The following is a 16,546-nucleotide window of genomic DNA, read 5'->3' as shown; positions in this document are numbered from 1 at the left end:
TAGTGGGGATTATACCTGAAAGTGCGGTCAATTTACGAAAAATTTATGAACGGATTTACCTTTAAACAATTCCATATCAATCAAGATTCTTGTGCCATGAAAGTCGGCACTGATGGCATTTTGTTAGGTGCTTGGGCTGATGTAAAACATTGTAAAAATATTTTAGATATGGGCAGTGGCACAGGATTATTGGCTTTAATGTTAGCACAACGAACTGAAGGAAACTGTCAAATTCAAGCGGTTGAACTCGATCCCATTGCAGCAAAACAAGCACAAGAAAACATCAATAATTCGGTGTGGAAAAATCGCATTCAACTTATTCAAGCGGATATACAACATTTTTTACAAACCACTGAACAAACCTTTGATTTAATTGTGGCAAATCCACCTTATTTTGAACAAGGTATTGCTTGCAAAAATGAAGAAAGAGCATTGGCTCGTTATACCAAGCAAAGCCATTTAAATTGGTTAGAATGGGCTGCCACACGCTTATCGGAAAATGGGAGAATAAGTTTTGTTTTGCCTTATAATGCGGGGAAAACGCTCATAAAATCCACCGCACTTTTTTGTATAAAACAGACGAATGTTATTACAAAAATAGGAAAAACGCCACAAAGAATGCTACTTACCTTTGCCAAACAACCCCAAGTTTTAATGCAAGATCAATTGGTAATTTATGATAAGGACAATCAATACACTGAAGCGTTTATTGAATTGACTAAAGACTTTTATATCAAGTTTTGACCGCACTTTTTTACCGCACGTTCTTCGTTAGAGTTGCTGAATATCCAATGCCATTTGGTCTAGCATTTCATAACGTTTACGATACATAGAACGTTTTTTACTTGCAATATCTTCTAACTGTTTGCGTTCAATATCCAAAGGTAATTGCCAATAATTATGGCGATATTCCCCTTGGTTTTCTTGCCAAAATTCATCGTAATTAAACAAAATCTTACTGCGTGCAGAAAGACGATATTTTCCTTGTGCTTTGTGCGGAATCCCCACTAACTCACATTGCCATTTTTCAGCAAGCATTTTGAACGCATTAACCAACATAAACATTGGACGCATACCGTGCAATGCTTTTGTTGCTTGTTTTATAAGCTCTTGAGCATTACCACTTGAGGGGCCTTGAATTGAGGCGATAAGCAATTTATTCGGGCTTAAAAAAGTGAAAGACGCATCATATACTCGTTCGTTATTTTGATTGCGAATATTAATAGAAAAATATCCCTCAAAGGGATCGATATGATTGATACTCAAAGATAAACGCAAATCCTCTGTTAATTGGGTTAGCACGATATGTTGTTGATCTAATAATTGTTGGCAAAGCAAACGCCCTATTTTTTCTTCTGCCAAACGTAAATTCTCCGTAATCGCCGTTAAACGTTCTGCAGCAGAAAAGCGTTTATCGCAAAAAGTAGTCAAAATTGTATTTATACGATAATAATCTTGTGTAAATAAAGGCTGCCATTGCGTTTCTTTATTAAGAAAATCCACTAATTGGTTACATTGCTTTTGATACAACCATTTATAGCCATAATAGCGTAATTTTTCCCGCACTTGTTTGAGAAAAGGGCGATCCTTAGAATAAGGATACATTTGAACATAGGTGGGGAAAATAAAATTATTTTTCGTGGACATAATTCAATATTTTGTGCAATTTAATAAAATTTTTCGTTATTCTAGCCATTATCACTTCATTTGCCAAAATTCTTTTTGTTAGAAACCCACTTTATAAGTCAGATTTTGTTATAATCTTTTCCTTGAATTCCTTTTCCCTACCCCCATATTTACCCAAATTATCAGAACGAAATTATAAGAGAGACCAATTATGGCGAAGAATATCCAACGTACAATGCCCGTATTGCCATTACGCGATGTTGTCGTTTTTCCTTATATGGTAATGCCACTTTTTGTAGGGCGTGCAAAATCCATTAATGCCCTTGAAGAAGCAATGAATGATGATAAACAGCTTCTTTTGGTATCCCAAAGAGAAGCAGATTTAGAAGAACCGACCCCTGAAGATTTATTTGATGTGGGTACTATTGCTAACATTATTCAGTTATTAAAATTACCTGATGGCACAGTAAAAGTGCTAGTTGAAGGTCAAAATCGCGCGAAAATTAACAACCTTGAAGACGGCGAAAAATGCTTTTCTGCCCAAATTACCCCTATCGAAACCACTTATGGCGATGAAAAAGAGTTAGTAGTGGCAAAAAGTGCGGTGCTTTCTGAGTTTGAAAATTATCTTACCCTCAACAAAAAAGTGCCTGCAGATATTCTCAATGCCCTTCAACGTATTGATGATGTTGATCGCTTAGCTGACACAATGGCAGCCCATCTCCCTGTAAGCATTCGCCATAAACAAAATGCGTTAAAACTCGCTAATGTGCAAGAACGTTTAGAATATTTGCTTAGTATGATGGAATCAGAGGCTGATATTCTTCAAGTGGAGAAACGTATTCGTGGTCGTGTCAAAAAACAAATGGAGAAAAGCCAGCGAAACTATTATTTAAGCGAACAAATTAAAGCCATTCGCAAAGAAATGGATGGTGGAGAAAATGAAGATACCATTGATGAAGTTGAACAACTGCATCAAAAGGTGGAAGCGGCAGGCATGCCGGCAGAGGTACGCGACAAAGTAGAAAATGAATTACAAAAACTTAAAATGATGTCGGCGATGTCTTCTGAAGCAACCGTAATACGCAGTTATATTGAATGGATGATCCAAGTGCCTTGGCATCAACGTTCTAAAGTGAAAAAAGACATTGTTAAAGCACAGCAAGTTTTAGATACCGATCACTATGGTTTAGATCGTGTGAAAGAACGTATTCTTGAATATTTAGCAGTACAAGCTCGTTTAAACAAAGTGAAAGGCCCGATTCTTTGTTTAGTTGGCCCTCCGGGTGTAGGTAAAACCTCTCTTGGTCAGTCCATTGCCAATGCCACTGGTCGTAAATATGTGCGGATGGCATTAGGCGGTGTTCGCGATGAAGCAGAAATCCGTGGTCACCGTAAAACCTATATTGGTGCATTACCAGGTAAATTAATTCAAAAGATGGCAAAAGTGGGGGTTAAAAATCCATTATTCTTGCTTGATGAAATCGATAAAATGGCATCCGATATGCGAGGCGATCCTGCCTCAGCATTGCTTGAAGTATTAGACCCTGAGCAAAACACCACATTTAATGATCACTATTTAGAAGTGGATTATGATCTTTCTGATGTGATGTTTGTGGCAACATCAAACTCTATGAATATTCCAGGCCCATTGTTGGATCGTATGGAAGTGATTCGTCTTTCTGGTTATACCGAAGATGAAAAACTTAATATCGCGATGCGTCATTTGTTAGCCAAACAAATTGAACGTAATGGTTTGAAGAAAGGCGAACTTACCGTCGAAGAAAGTGCAATTTTAGATATTATCCGCTATTACACACGTGAAGCGGGCGTGCGTGGGCTAGAACGTGAAATTTCAAAAATCTGCCGTAAAGCCGTGAAAAATTTATTGGTAAATCCAAAACTTAAATCTATTACGGTAAATTCAGATAATCTGCACGATTATCTTGGCGTAAAACGTTTTGAATTTGGCAAAGCTGACACACAAAACCGTATTGGCGAAGTAACTGGTTTAGCTTGGACAGAAGTGGGCGGCGATTTACTCACCATTGAAACAGCCTCCGTTGTGGGTAAAGGAAAACTTTCTTTCACTGGTTCATTAGGCGATGTGATGAAAGAATCCATTCAAGCGGCAATGACAGTTGTACGAGCTCGTGCTGAAAAATTAGGTATTAATTCTGAGTTCCATGAAAAACGCGATATTCACATTCACGTGCCAGATGGTGCAACACCAAAAGATGGCCCAAGTGCAGGTATTGCAATGTGTACTGCATTAGTTTCTTGTTTAACAGGTAATCCTGTGCGTGCTGATGTGGCAATGACGGGAGAAATCAGTTTACGCGGTAAAGTATTACCAATCGGTGGATTAAAAGAAAAACTTCTTGCAGCACATCGTGGCGGAATTAAAACCGTATTAATTCCAAAAGAGAACGTTAAGGATCTTGAAGAAATTCCAGAAAACGTGAAACAAAATCTTGCAATTCATGCGGTAGAAACCATTGATGAAGTGCTTGGTCTTGCGTTGGAAAATCCACCAGAAGGCATTGAGTTTGTTAAAGTGGAGGCTAAACCTAAAGCACCACGCCGTAAAGTGACGAGTAAATCGGAAAGAGCGGTCAATTAATTGAATGTTTTAGGGCTTGTGAAAACAAGCCCTTTTATTGACTTTAGAGATGAAAATTTCATCTTTACACAAGGTTAATTTATACTTTTCCAAATTGAAAACTTGTTAATAACACAATGCTACAACTTCCTCCACTTTCCTTGTATATACATATTCCTTGGTGCGTTCAAAAATGTCCTTATTGTGATTTTAATTCACACGCACAAAAAGGCGATATACCAGAACAAGACTATATTTATCATCTTCTGCAAGATTTGCAGGCTGATTTACAACGCTTTAAAAATTCCATTCAACAACGAAAACTCCATTCGATTTTTATTGGTGGCGGTACGCCAAGTTTATTTTCATCAGAAAGTATTACACACCTTTTAAAGGAAATAAAAAAACAGATTGATTTTGAAGATAATATTGAAATTACATTAGAAGCTAATCCTGGCACGGTAGAAGCTGAACGTTTTAAAGGTTACGTATCTGCAGGCATTACGCGAATTTCTATGGGAATACAAAGTTTTAATGATGACAAATTACGGCGTCTTGGGCGAATTCATAATGTAGCAGAGGCAAAAAGTGCGGTCAATTTAGCGAAAGTTTCTGGGCTAAAAAGTTTCAATTTAGATTTAATGCACGGCTTGCCGAACCAAACGTTGGAAGAAGCTTTAGATGATCTTCGTCAAGCGATTGAGCTATCCCCTCCCCATATTTCTTGGTATCAGCTCACTATTGAGCCAAATACGATGTTTGCTTACCGCCCACCTAAATTGCCAGATGATGATGCGCTTTGGGATATTTTTGAGCAAGGTCACCAACTTTTAACGGCGGCAGGCTACCAGCAATATGAAACCTCAGCTTACGCAAAAACAGGTTTTCAGTGTAAACATAATTTGAATTATTGGCGGTTTGGGGATTATTTAGCCATTGGCTGTGGCGCACACGGGAAATTGACGTTTCCGAATGGCGAGATTACTCGCTTTTCTAAAACCAAACACCCGAAAGGTTATTTGCGTGGCGAATATCTTTACGAAGAAAAAAACGTGCAAGAAATTGACCGCCCTTTTGAGTTTTTTATGAATCGCTTTCGTTTGTTAGAAGCGGTTCCCAAACAAGAATTTGAAGATTACACAGGCTTGTCGCAAAGTGCGGTGAAAAATCAAATTGATTTTGCCATTCAACAAAACTATATTGTGGAAAACGCTGATTCTTGGCAAATCACTGAGCACGGCAAGTTATTTCTCAATGAACTTTTGGAATTATTTTTAACGGAAGAATAGCCTAATCATGAAATAGCCTAGTTGTGAAATAACATTGCTTGAGAAAAACGCCCGCTAAAAAATTACACTTGTTTATTAGATAGGCTCGTAATAAAGTAACGCAATCGTTTACTTATTGAAATAAGGAAAAGAAATGAATCAATTAGAAATGAAAAAACTCGCCGCACAAGCCGCATTACAATATGTAAAAGCTGACACAATTGTTGGCGTGGGAAGCGGCTCCACGGTGAACTGCTTTATTGAGGCTTTGGGTACAATCAAAAATAAAATTCAAGGCGCAGTTGCGGCTTCAAAAGCATCAGAAGAATTATTACGTAAACAAGGGATCGAAGTATTTAATGCAAATGATGTCTCTAGCTTAGATATTTATGTGGATGGTGCAGATGAAATCAATCCACAAAAAATGATGATTAAAGGCGGCGGTGCGGCACTTACTCGTGAAAAAATCGTTGCGGCATTAGCGAAAAAATTTATTTGTATTGTAGATTCTAGTAAACAAGTGGATGTGTTAGGTTCGACTTTCCCATTGCCAGTTGAAGTTATTCCAATGGCTCGTTCACAAGTGGGCAGAAAATTAGCCGCACTTGGCGGTGCGCCTGAATATCGTGAAGGCGTGGTTACAGATAATGGCAATGTGATTTTAGATGTACACAACTTCAGTATTTTAAATCCAGTTGAAATGGAAAAAGAATTAAACAATGTTGCAGGTGTCGTCACTAATGGGATATTCGCATTGCGTGGCGCAGATGTTGTAATCGTCGGCACGCCTGAAGGTGCCAAAATTATTGACTAATTCATAATAAAAATCATAAGGAAGTAAATATGACAAACAAAGTTTCACTCGACAAATCAAAAATTAAATTTGTATTGTTTGAAGGTGTGCATCAAAGCGCACTTGATACGCTCCACGCGGCAGGCTATAGCAATATCGATTACTATAAAAAAGCACTGGATGGCGATGAATTAAAAGAAGCCATTAAAGATGCACACTTCATCGGCTTACGTTCTCGCACCCATTTAACCGCAGAAATGATTGAAGCCGCACCCAAATTAATCGCAGTTGGCTGTTTCTGCATTGGTACAAATCAAGTGGATTTAAATGCAGCAAAAGCACGTGGTATTCCTGTATTTAATGCGCCATTCTCAAACACTCGTTCCGTCGCAGAACTTGTATTAGGCGAGATTTTATTACTTATGCGCAATGTGCCACAGGCTAATGCCGAAGTACATCGTGGTGTTTGGAATAAATCCGCGACTGGCTCTCATGAAGTGCGGGGAAAAAAATTAGGCATTATTGGTTACGGCCACATTGGTTCACAATTAAGTATTATTGCTGAATCATTAGGCATGGATGTGTATTTCTACGATATTGAAAATAAACTTCCGCTTGGTAATGCAAAACAGGTTCGTAGTCTTGAAGAATTACTTAGTTCTTGCGATGTGATTTCACTACACGTGCCAGAACTGCCCTCCACCAAAAACTTAATGAACGCAACGCGTATCGCACAATTAAAACAAGGGGCTATTTTGATCAATGCTGCGCGTGGCACAGTAGTAGATATTGATGCTCTTGCTCAAGCCTTAAAAGACGGTAAAATTCACGGTGCGGCAATTGATGTATTCCCCGTTGAACCCGCTTCAATTAATGAAGAATTTGTCTCGCCGTTACGTGAATTTGATAATGTGATTTTAACGCCACATATCGGTGGCTCAACAGCGGAAGCACAAGAAAATATCGGTTTTGAAGTGGCAGGCAAATTTGTCAAATATTCAGACAACGGATCAACCCTTTCTTCGGTAAACTTCCCAGAAGTCTCTTTACCAGAGCACGAGGGAACAAAACGCTTATTGCATATTCACGAAAATCGCCCTGGTATATTGAACAAACTGAACCAAATTTTCGTCGAAGCCAACCTCAATATTGCCGCGCAATATTTACAAACTGACCCAAAAATTGGTTATGTTGTCGTTGATGTAGAAACGAATGATGCATCGCCATTACTGACAAAATTGAAGGAAATTGATGGCACAATTCGTGCGCGTGTACTTTACTAAATACAAAAAAAGATCAGGTTAATGCCTGATCTTTTTTGCTTTCTTATTCAGTAATCGAATAAGGTAACTGCACTCGCTCTAACAGTATTTCATTACTCGGCAATCTAAATTGTTGCTCTGAATCTATGTCATTATTCATCACAACTTGCAACCATAAAACACCGTCTAAATTGACCGCACTTGTAATCGTGCCAGTCTTACGCCAATTGGCTTCAAGCTGCATTTCGATTTCACTGCCAATTTCCACTTCCTGCTGAGTTTGCGCTTTAAAAATAAACATTGCACGTTTGTTTGCCCCACGATATTTCGCACGTGCCACGGTTTCTTGCCCAATATAACAGCCTTTGGTAAAAGAAATTGCTTGCTCAACGGCCTGTAAATTTAGTGCTTGTGGGATAAATTCATTTTGCGTTTGCGGACTTAAATTTGGCAATCCTGCTTGAATATCGGCTACTTCCCAAATTTTTTCATCGCCATTAAAATTCACGGGTAATTCAGTTTCATTTAATAAAATTGAACGCTGTCCATCAATTTCCAATGAAAAGTGCGGTGTAATTTTTCCACATTTTTCACCTATTACGCCGATGATTTGCCAATCACGTAAATCAAAACTCACTTTGGAAAATACCGCATATTTTTTCAAAGCATCCAGAGCACTTGGCAAAATATCTTTCTTAACGAGCAAAAAGAATTGTTCACTACTTACTTTAAACAAACGGTAAATTGCATTCATTTTACCTTTTGGGTCACAGTGAGCTGTAAGCGTCGTTGCGCCACTCGCTAATCGCACAACATCAGAAGTTAATTGCCCTTGCAAATATTTTTCTACATCCGCACCCTGTACTTCAATCAGTTGATATTGAGTAAGAGAAATAAATTGAGACATTCTGCTTTCCTATTCTAAATTCTGAATTTGCTCACGCATTTGTTCGATAAGCACTTTTAGCTCCACCGCAGAAGCCGTAATATCCGCATTAATGGATTTAGACGCAAGGGTATTCGATTCACGATTCAATTCTTGCATCATAAAATCTAATTTACGCCCAACTGCACCGCCTTTTTTCAAAATATTCGTAGTTTCTTTCACGTGCATTTGTAAACGATCGAGTTCTTCCGCCACATCAACACGTTGAGCGAGTAAAATCATTTCTTGTTCCACACGCTGTGGATCAAGATTAAGTTGAGCATCTTCAAAACGTTGCAATAACCGTTCACGCTGCCATTGTAAAACTGCTGGCATTTGTGACCGCACTTTATCCGCTTCCACTGCAATGGCATCTAAGCGTTGTTGAATAATATCGTTCAGTTTTTCCCCTTCACGACCACGCATTGCAATAAAATCGGTCAGTAAATCATCAAAGGTTGTCAATAAATCTTGACTAATCGCATCTAAATCTTGCTCTTGCGCTTCCACCACACCAGGATAACGCAACACATCTGTCAAATTAATTTCACCTTCTCCAGCTTGAGTTTTAATCCATTGCAAAGATTGAATGACTTGATTCGCAAGTTCTTTATTTAAATTCAATTCAGCATTTGTTTGTTTTTTTGTTTCAATACGCAAAGAACATTCAATTTTACCGCGAGTAAGACTTTGACGAAGTTTCTCACGCAAGGTGTTCTCTAATCCGCGAAATTGCTCTGGCAAACGGAAAAAGTTTTCTAAATAACGTTGATTGACGGAACGAATTTCCCATACTGCATCACCCCAATCTTTTTTCACTTCAAGGCGTGCAAAGGCGGTCATACTGTAAATCATAAGCTCTCCTATTTTGTCTTAGCTTTGTCTTAGTTGATTCGCTAAGTATTTTAACGAGATGAACACAGAAAGGGAAAAGAAAAGTGCGGTAAATAATAAAGATATTTTGTATTCTGTTGTTTACACACTGTAAATTATACAATACAATCATCGTAAATTTTACATTACACCATAAGGAAACAAAAATGAACAAAACTGTTGGCAGCACACTTCTTGTTGCTGGTACGATGATTGGAGCAGGAATGTTGGCTATGCCACTCACTTCTGCAGGCATCGGCTTCGGCTTTACTTTAGTCTTATTGTTAGGGCTTTGGGCATTATTAACTTTTAGCGCACTTTTATTCGTTGAACTCTATCAAACTGCGGAAAGTGATGCTGGTATCGGTACACTCGCTGAACAATATTTTAGTAAAGCAGGACGCATTGTTGCTACGGCAGTGCTAATTATTTTCTTATACGCGTTAATTGCCGCTTATGTTAGTGGTGGCGGTTCACTACTAAAAGATTTATTACCAGAAAGTTTTGGCGATAAAGTCAGCATTTTATTATTCACTGTGATTTTCGGTTCATTTATCATCATCGGTACACATAGCGTAGATAAAATTAATCGCGTGTTATTTTTTGTGATGCTTGCAGTCTTTGCAATCGTGTTAATCTTAATGTTGCCAGAAATCAAATTTGATAACTTAATGGCGACACCAATTGATAACGCTTTAATTATCTCTGCAAGCCCTGTCTTCTTTACAGCATTTGGTTTCCATGGTTCCATTCCAAGTTTAAACAAATACTTAGGCGGCAATGTAAAAGCATTACGCTTCTCCATTTTGGTCGGCTCTGCCATAACACTTTGTGCTTATATTCTATGGCAACTGTCCACGCACGGCTTGCTCACACAAAATGAATTTTTACAAATCTTAAAAGAAGACGCCACCTTAAATGGCTTAGTAAAAGCAACCTTTGCCATTACTGGAAGTAATGTGATCGCAAGTGCGGTAAAATTATTTTCTACATTAGCACTTATCACTTCTTTCTTAGGCGTGGGATTAGGATTGTTAGAATGTATTGAAGATTTACTAAAACGTTCATTTAACGTTACAGCAGGCAGAATTTCACTTGGTTTGCTGACTTTTATTCCACCACTTGTTTTTGCATTATTTTACCCAGAAGGTTTTATTTTAGCACTAGGCTACGCAGGTCAAATGTTTGCCTTCTATGCCGTAGTATTGCCAGTTAGCCTTGTTTGGAAAGCTCGTCGAACTCACACCAATTTACCATACAAAGTATGGGGAGGAAATCTGACTTTAATTATCGTATTGGTATTAGGCATAACTATTACATCTATTCCATTTGCGATTCGTGCGGGTTACTTGCCATTTGTAGTAGGTTAAAAACAAACTAGAAATTTACCGCACTTTTTATCTAAAAAAGAGTAAATATTATCCTAATTAATTTAGATAAAAAGTTCAGACAAAAACTTATCGTTAATCTTATACAACAAAAAGGCTAAGTTCTAAAATTATAGAACTTAGCCCTTAAACTAAATGAAGTTCACTTCATCTATATTATACTTTCAATTATCGTCTTGTTTTCAATAGTTTTTCAGTGAGTTCATAAGCTCGAAGTTTTGCTAACTCTTTAGCAAGTTTTGCAACAAGTAAGTCGTGATCTGCATCAGATCCGTGAGATACTATATTTTCTTCTGCTTTACGTTTTGCTTCGTGAATACGATCTGCATCTAATTCACTACCACGGATAGCAACATCTGCTAACACTGTCACAATATTTGGTTGAACCTCTAAAAAACCACCGGAAACATAGATAACTTCTTCATTTCCATCTTGAAGGGTAAATTTAACAATCCCAGGCTTAATTGCTGTTAGCAATGGCGTATGTCCGGGCAAAATACCAAGCTCCCCTTCCACACCAGTTGCCTGAATTTGTTTTACTTCACCTTCAAAGATTTTCTGCTCTGCGCTTACTATTGTTAAATTAAATGTCGCCATTTTGTTCTCCTTCAAATGACTTGAAGTGATTACATATTTTTGGCTTTTTCTAACACTTCATCGATTGAACCAACCATATAGAACGCTTGTTCAGGAATATGGTCATATTCGCCCTCTAAGATACCTTTGAAGCCACGAATGGTGTCTTTTAATGTCACGTATTTACCTGGTGAACCTGTAAAGACTTCTGCAACGAAGAATGGTTGTGATAAGAAACGTTCAATTTTACGTGCACGTGCTACCACTAGTTTATCTTCTTCAGATAATTCATCCATACCAAGAATTGCAATAATATCTTTCAATTCTTTATAACGTTGTAAAATACCTTGTACACCACGAGCAACATCATAATGTTCTTGACCAACTACAAGTGGATCCAACTGACGTGAAGTTGAATCTAATGGATCAACCGCAGGGTAAATACCTAAAGATGCGATATTACGACTTAATACAACTGTTGAGTCTAAGTGTGCGAAAGTTGTTGCCGGAGATGGGTCAGTTAAGTCATCCGCTGGTACGTACACCGCTTGCACAGAAGTGATAGAACCTGTTTTGGTTGAAGTGATACGTTCTTGTAACACACCCATTTCTTCTGCCAATGTCGGTTGATAACCTACCGCTGATGGCATACGACCTAATAATGCAGAAACTTCCGTACCCGCAAGGGTATAACGATAGATATTATCCACAAAGAATAATACATCTCGACCTTCATCACGGAATTTTTCAGCCATAGTCAAACCAGTCAATGCAACACGTAAACGGTTACCCGGTGGCTCGTTCATTTGACCATAAACCAAAGATACTTTATCTAATACGTTAGAATCTTTCATTTCATGATAGAAGTCATTACCTTCACGAGTACGTTCGCCCACACCCGCAAATACAGAGTAACCTGAATGCTCAATCGCAATATTACGAATCAACTCCATCATATTTACGGTTTTACCTACACCCGCACCACCGAATAGACCAACTTTACCACCTTTAGCAAATGGACAAATTAAGTCGATTACTTTAATACCAGTTTCTAATAATTCCGTACTGTTTGATTGTTCTTCATAGCTTGGTGCCGAACGGTGGATAGCCCAACGTTCTTCTTCACCAATTGCTCCTTGTTCGTCAATTGGTTCGCCCAATACATTCATAATACGACCAAGAGTTTTTGTGCCTACTGGTACTTGAATTGGGTTATTTGTGTTTTCTACTTTTAAGCCTCGTTTTAAACCATCGGATGTACCCAATGCAATACAACGAACTACTCCACCACCTAATTGTTGTTGCACCTCAAGTGTTAAACCTGATTCAACTTTTAATGCATCGTAAACTTTTGGCACCGCATCTTGTGGAAATTCAACATCAATCACCGCCCCGATGATTTGTACAATTTTTCCTGCTGACATTACCGTTCCTCTTTTCTTAAATCGCCGCCGCACCGGCTACGATTTCATTCAATTCATTTGTGATACTTGCTTGACGAGCTTTGTTGTACACCAACCGCAGATCATTAATTAAATTACCTGCATTATCCGTTGCTGCTTTCATTGCTACCATTCGAGCCGCTTGTTCTGAAGCTACATTATCTACAACCGCTTGATAAATTTGGGATTCTAAATAACGAACTAAAAGGCTATCTAAAAGTGCCTTTGGTTCTGGTTCATAAAGATAATCCCAAGTCTGTTGTCTTTCATTTAAATGATCGTCTTTAGATTCTGGTAAAGGAACTAACTGTTGTACAACAGGTTTTTGCGACATCGTATTAACAAATTTATTGTATGCAATATAAATTGCATCAATTTCACCATTACGATAAGCATCAAACATTGTATTTGCCACACCAATTAACTCTTCTAGCGCAGGCGTATCGCCTAAACCAGAAAGCTGACCTTTGATATTAAATCCAAAGGAACGGAAAAAACTAATCCCCTTTGAACCTATTAAGCCCAAATCTGTAGAAATATTTTGTTCTTTCCAATTTTTGATTTGGTTAAGCGTGGTTTTGAATAAATTAACATTTAATCCACCACACATACCACGATCTGTTGAAATAACCAAGATACCGATTTTCTTTACTTCACGCTCAACTAAGAACGGATGTTTATAACCGGTACTTGCTTTAGACACATGACTAATAACGTTACGGATAGTTTCAGAATACGGACGAGATGCAGCCATACGATCCTGCGTTTTACGCATTTTCGAGGTCGCCACCATTTCCATTGCCTTAGTGATTTTTTGTGTACTTTGTACACTGGCAATTTTGGTTTTTATCTCTTTTGCACCTGCCATCTTATCTCTCCGTTACTACCAAGCACTATTCGCTTTAAAACTATCCAAAATACCTTTTAATGTATCTTTGATTTCGTCATTATAGTTACCGGTTTTATTAAGTTCTTGCATAAACTCAGCGTGATTACGGTTAGAATAATCTAAAAGTGCGGTCTCAAAACTTGCAATTTTTGATAATTCCACGTCATCCAAATAACCAAATTCAACAGCAAACAATACAACCGCTTGTTCTGCAACAGATAATGGCGCGAATTGTTTTTGTTTTAATAATTCAGTTACTTTTTCACCGTGAGAAAGTTGCTTACGAGTCGCATCATCAAGATCTGATGCAAACTGTGCAAACGCTGCTAATTCACGATATTGAGCTAGCGCGGTACGAATACCACCCGCTAATTTCTTAATAACTTTAGTTTGCGCTGAACCACCAACACGAGATACCGAAATACCTGGGTTTACCGCAGGACGAATACCTGAGTTAAACAAGTTAGATTCTAAGAAGATCTGACCATCGGTAATAGAGATTACGTTGGTTGGAACGAATGCAGATACGTCACCAGCTTGGGTTTCAATAATAGGAAGTGCGGTTAAAGAACCTGTTTTTCCTTTCACTTCGCCTTTAGTGAATTTTTCTACGTAATCTTCATTTACACGAGAAGCACGTTCTAGTAAACGAGAATGTAAATAGAATACATCACCTGGATAGGCTTCACGACCTGGTGGACGACGTAATAATAATGAAATTTGACGATAAGCTACAGCTTGTTTTGATAAATCATCATAAACAATTAACGCATCTTCACCGCGATCACGGAAATATTCCCCCATCGCACAACCAGCATAAGGTGCTAAATATTGTAACGCTGCTGATTCAGATGCAGATGCAGCTACCACGATAGTATTTGCAAGCGCACCATGTTCTTCTAATTTACGCACAACATTTGCGATAGTAGAGGCTTTTTGACCAATCGCAACATAGATACATTTAATACCAGAATTACGTTGGTTAATAATTGCGTCAATTGCTAACGCAGTTTTACCAGTTTGGCGGTCACCAATGATTAACTCACGCTGACCACGACCAATCGGCACCATAGAATCGACAGCTTTATAACCAGTTTGAACAGGTTGATCAACAGAACGACGATCGATAACACCTGGCGCAATCACTTCTACTGGTGAGAAACCATCGTTTTCAATTTCGCCTTTACCATCGATTGGCTGACCAAGCGTATTAACTACACGACCTAATAAACCGCGACCAACTGGTACTTCAAGAATACGACCTGTACATTGAACTTCCATACCTTCCGCTAAATCTGCGTAAGGTCCCATAACTACAGCACCAACAGAATCACGTTCAAGGTTAAGTGCCATCGCATAACGATTACCTGGTAAGGCGATCATTTCACCTTGCATCACATCGCTTAAACCGTGGATGCGAATAATACCATCGCTTACAGAAACAATTGTCCCTGTATTACGCGCTTCACTGACCACGTCGAATTGAGCGATGCGTTTTTTAATCAATTCACTAATTTCAGTTGAATTTAGTTGCATCTTGTATTCCTCTTATAATTGCAACTCATTTGCGAGACGAGTAAGTTGCCCACGGCTACTTCCATCAATCACAAAGTCTTCAGTACGAATAATCACACCAGCAATCAGTGCATTATCCACGTTGCAATTTAATTTCACTTTGCGAGCTAATCTTTTTTCCATTGCAGCTGCAATTTTTTCGATTTGTGTTGCATTCAATGGTTGCGCAGAGGTTACTTCAACTTCTGCAATAGCTTGGTGCTCCTCTACATGATGTTTAAATTCTTCAAACACCGCAGGAATAGCACTCAAACGCTTATTTTCAGCCATTAACCGAATAAGATTTTGCCCATATTGATCCAATTGTTCGCCACAAATAGAAATTACTGTATCAGCTAATTTCTGTGCAGAAAGAGAACTACTTAAGTAAGCTTTTACCGTTTCATCTTCAGCTACGGCTGCAGCAAAACCTAACATTTCAGTCCATTTTTCCACCGCACTTTGTTCAATGGCAAAGTCGAATGCAGCTTTTGCATAAGGGCGAGCTATTGTAGTTAATTCTGACATAAGCTAAGCCTCTTATAACTCTGCAACTAATTTATCAATAATGTCATTGTTTGCCGCTTCATCAATAGAACGACCCACAATTTTCTCAGCACCAGCCACTGCCAATGAAGCCACTTTAAGACGCAATTCTTCTTGAACACGTTTACGTTCTGCTTCTACTTCTGCATAACCTTGAGCAATAATTTTTGCTTTTAGTTCTTCGGCTTCTGCCTTCACTTCGTCTAATACTTCATTGCGACGTTTATTCGCAGCATCTAAAATGTCTTGAGCTTGTACTTTTGCAGCTGAAAGTTCTTGTTCAACAAGATTTTTCGTATCTGCTTGCTCTTTTTTAGCTGCTTCAGCTGACGCTAAAGCGTTCGCAATTTGGCTTTGACGTGTTTCAATCGCATTAATAATTGGTGGCCAAACAAACTTCATGCAAAACCACACGAAAAGTGCGAATGCGATAAGTTGACCAATCAATGTTGCATTTAAATTCACAACGTCCTCCTTACTATGCTTGTTTTACGTTGATAAGCAAATAAGGTGATTAGTGTAATAAACCGATGAATGGGTTTGCGAAAATGAAAAGTAATGAAATACCAACAGCAATCATTGCAATCGCATCTAAAAGACCAGCCACGATAAACATTTTAGTTTGTAAGCTAGATGCTAATTCTGGTTGGCGAGCTGATGATTCTAAGAATTTACCACCTAGAATAGCAAAGCCAATTGCAGTACCTAATGCAGCAAATGCAAGAAGAATTGATGCACCGATGATTGTAGCTGTAATTACAGTTTCCATAATTTTCTCCAATAGAAGTTAAGTTTTAGCCCT

16 protein-coding genes are annotated in these 16,546 nt (G+C 38.4%); 6 read left to right on the top strand and 10 right to left on the bottom strand.

Annotation, left to right across the window (positions count from 1 at the left end; translation table 11 throughout):
* Positions 1 to 45: 45 nt before the first annotated feature.
* Entirely contained in the window at positions 46 to 744 is a 699-nt protein-coding gene (locus tag ACPT8Q_RS02450) for a tRNA1(Val) (adenine(37)-N6)-methyltransferase (protein ID WP_050948813.1), read from the top strand.
* A gap of 27 nt (positions 745 to 771) precedes the next feature.
* Here ACPT8Q_RS02450 and ACPT8Q_RS02445 read toward each other — a convergent pair whose 3' ends face one another.
* Entirely contained in the window at positions 772 to 1,647 is an 876-nt protein-coding gene (locus ACPT8Q_RS02445; protein WP_050948812.1) for a VirK/YbjX family protein, read from the bottom strand.
* Positions 1,648 to 1,837: 190 nt separating this feature from the next.
* Between ACPT8Q_RS02445 and lon the strand changes: the two genes are divergently transcribed.
* From lon to serA, 4 genes are all read left to right on the top strand, one after another.
* The gene (lon, locus tag ACPT8Q_RS02440) at positions 1,838 to 4,249 is read left to right on the top strand and encodes an endopeptidase La (RefSeq protein WP_050948811.1); all 2,412 of its coding nucleotides are present in this window, start codon (positions 1,838 to 1,840) and stop codon (positions 4,247 to 4,249) included.
* 116 nt (positions 4,250 to 4,365) lie between these two features.
* Entirely contained in the window at positions 4,366 to 5,517 is a 1,152-nt protein-coding gene (gene hemW / locus ACPT8Q_RS02435; RefSeq protein ID WP_050948810.1) for a radical SAM family heme chaperone HemW, read from the top strand.
* A gap of 133 nt (positions 5,518 to 5,650) precedes the next feature.
* Entirely contained in the window at positions 5,651 to 6,310 is a 660-nt protein-coding gene (rpiA, locus tag ACPT8Q_RS02430) for a ribose-5-phosphate isomerase RpiA (RefSeq protein WP_050848068.1), read from the top strand.
* Positions 6,311 to 6,339: 29 nt separating this feature from the next.
* Complete coding sequence (gene serA / locus ACPT8Q_RS02425) at positions 6,340 to 7,572, top strand: phosphoglycerate dehydrogenase (protein ID WP_050847421.1); 1,233 nt, start codon at positions 6,340 to 6,342, stop codon at positions 7,570 to 7,572.
* A 43-nt stretch (positions 7,573 to 7,615) separates the two neighbouring features.
* On the opposite strand, the gene ACPT8Q_RS02420 is transcribed toward serA, so the two are convergent.
* A complete protein-coding gene (locus tag ACPT8Q_RS02420) occupies positions 7,616 to 8,458 on the bottom strand; it encodes a YgfZ/GcvT domain-containing protein (RefSeq protein WP_050948809.1) in 843 nt (280 codons plus the stop codon).
* 9 nt (positions 8,459 to 8,467) lie between these two features.
* The gene (locus ACPT8Q_RS02415) at positions 8,468 to 9,331 is read right to left on the bottom strand and encodes a YicC/YloC family endoribonuclease (protein ID WP_050948808.1); all 864 of its coding nucleotides are present in this window, start codon (positions 9,329 to 9,331) and stop codon (positions 8,468 to 8,470) included.
* Between the two features lie 185 nt (positions 9,332 to 9,516).
* On the opposite strand from ACPT8Q_RS02415, the gene ACPT8Q_RS02410 reads away from it, so the two are divergent.
* Positions 9,517 to 10,719 (top strand): aromatic amino acid transporter, encoded by a 1,203-nt coding sequence (locus ACPT8Q_RS02410; RefSeq protein WP_050848072.1) that lies wholly within the window; start codon positions 9,517 to 9,519, stop codon positions 10,717 to 10,719.
* A gap of 186 nt (positions 10,720 to 10,905) precedes the next feature.
* On the opposite strand, the gene ACPT8Q_RS02405 is transcribed toward ACPT8Q_RS02410, so the two are convergent.
* Genes ACPT8Q_RS02405 through atpE form a run of 7 tightly spaced genes read right to left on the bottom strand, consistent with a single transcriptional unit; the run spans position 10,906 to position 16,513 of the window.
* A complete protein-coding gene (locus ACPT8Q_RS02405; protein WP_050847423.1) occupies positions 10,906 to 11,334 on the bottom strand; it encodes a F0F1 ATP synthase subunit epsilon in 429 nt (142 codons plus the stop codon).
* Positions 11,335 to 11,363: 29 nt separating this feature from the next.
* The gene (gene atpD, locus ACPT8Q_RS02400) at positions 11,364 to 12,737 is read right to left on the bottom strand and encodes a F0F1 ATP synthase subunit beta (RefSeq protein ID WP_021034460.1); all 1,374 of its coding nucleotides are present in this window, start codon (positions 12,735 to 12,737) and stop codon (positions 11,364 to 11,366) included.
* Positions 12,738 to 12,753: 16 nt separating this feature from the next.
* Positions 12,754 to 13,623, bottom strand: coding sequence for a F0F1 ATP synthase subunit gamma (atpG, locus tag ACPT8Q_RS02395; RefSeq protein WP_050848073.1), 870 nt, complete (start codon positions 13,621 to 13,623; stop codon positions 12,754 to 12,756).
* Positions 13,624 to 13,638: 15 nt separating this feature from the next.
* Entirely contained in the window at positions 13,639 to 15,180 is a 1,542-nt protein-coding gene (gene atpA / locus ACPT8Q_RS02390; RefSeq protein ID WP_005686966.1) for a F0F1 ATP synthase subunit alpha, read from the bottom strand.
* Positions 15,181 to 15,192: 12 nt separating this feature from the next.
* Positions 15,193 to 15,726 (bottom strand): F0F1 ATP synthase subunit delta, encoded by a 534-nt coding sequence (gene atpH / locus ACPT8Q_RS02385; protein ID WP_005649413.1) that lies wholly within the window; start codon positions 15,724 to 15,726, stop codon positions 15,193 to 15,195.
* 12 nt (positions 15,727 to 15,738) lie between these two features.
* Positions 15,739 to 16,209 carry a F0F1 ATP synthase subunit B gene (gene atpF / locus ACPT8Q_RS02380; protein ID WP_005649414.1) on the bottom strand — a complete coding sequence of 157 codons (471 nt, stop codon included), beginning with the start codon at positions 16,207 to 16,209 and terminating at the stop codon, positions 15,739 to 15,741.
* A 49-nt stretch (positions 16,210 to 16,258) separates the two neighbouring features.
* On the bottom strand, positions 16,259 to 16,513 hold the full coding sequence (gene atpE / locus ACPT8Q_RS02375) for a F0F1 ATP synthase subunit C (RefSeq protein WP_005629249.1): 255 nt from the start codon (positions 16,511 to 16,513) through the stop codon (positions 16,259 to 16,261).
* Between the last annotated feature and the right edge of the window lie 33 nt (positions 16,514 to 16,546).

Origin of the sequence: Haemophilus sp. HN_Hi10, from assembly GCF_049821985.1 — a bacterium.
GTDB lineage: Bacteria > Pseudomonadota > Gammaproteobacteria > Enterobacterales > Pasteurellaceae > Haemophilus > Haemophilus influenzae_D.
Note: the sequence above shows the minus strand (reverse complement) of the source record. Positions and strands in the feature narration are given on the sequence as shown.

What these genes read in the sequence shown, in the direction of transcription:
- ACPT8Q_RS02450 (WP_050948813.1), top strand. Translation starts at nt 46, where the DNA reads ATGAACGGATTTACCTTTAAACAATTCCATATCAATCAAGATTCTTGT.
- ACPT8Q_RS02445 (WP_050948812.1), bottom strand. Translation starts at nt 1,647, where the DNA reads ATGTCCACGAAAAATAATTTTATTTTCCCCACCTATGTTCAAATGTAT.
- lon (WP_050948811.1), top strand. Translation starts at nt 1,838, where the DNA reads ATGGCGAAGAATATCCAACGTACAATGCCCGTATTGCCATTACGCGAT.
- hemW (WP_050948810.1), top strand. Translation starts at nt 4,366, where the DNA reads ATGCTACAACTTCCTCCACTTTCCTTGTATATACATATTCCTTGGTGC.
- rpiA (WP_050848068.1), top strand. Translation starts at nt 5,651, where the DNA reads ATGAATCAATTAGAAATGAAAAAACTCGCCGCACAAGCCGCATTACAA.
- serA (WP_050847421.1), top strand. Translation starts at nt 6,340, where the DNA reads ATGACAAACAAAGTTTCACTCGACAAATCAAAAATTAAATTTGTATTG.
- ACPT8Q_RS02420 (WP_050948809.1), bottom strand. Translation starts at nt 8,458, where the DNA reads ATGTCTCAATTTATTTCTCTTACTCAATATCAACTGATTGAAGTACAG.
- ACPT8Q_RS02415 (WP_050948808.1), bottom strand. Translation starts at nt 9,331, where the DNA reads ATGATTTACAGTATGACCGCCTTTGCACGCCTTGAAGTGAAAAAAGAT.
- ACPT8Q_RS02410 (WP_050848072.1), top strand. Translation starts at nt 9,517, where the DNA reads ATGAACAAAACTGTTGGCAGCACACTTCTTGTTGCTGGTACGATGATT.
- ACPT8Q_RS02405 (WP_050847423.1), bottom strand. Translation starts at nt 11,334, where the DNA reads ATGGCGACATTTAATTTAACAATAGTAAGCGCAGAGCAGAAAATCTTT.
- atpD (WP_021034460.1), bottom strand. Translation starts at nt 12,737, where the DNA reads ATGTCAGCAGGAAAAATTGTACAAATCATCGGGGCGGTGATTGATGTT.
- atpG (WP_050848073.1), bottom strand. Translation starts at nt 13,623, where the DNA reads ATGGCAGGTGCAAAAGAGATAAAAACCAAAATTGCCAGTGTACAAAGT.
- atpA (WP_005686966.1), bottom strand. Translation starts at nt 15,180, where the DNA reads ATGCAACTAAATTCAACTGAAATTAGTGAATTGATTAAAAAACGCATC.
- atpH (WP_005649413.1), bottom strand. Translation starts at nt 15,726, where the DNA reads ATGTCAGAATTAACTACAATAGCTCGCCCTTATGCAAAAGCTGCATTC.
- atpE (WP_005629249.1), bottom strand. Translation starts at nt 16,513, where the DNA reads ATGGAAACTGTAATTACAGCTACAATCATCGGTGCATCAATTCTTCTT.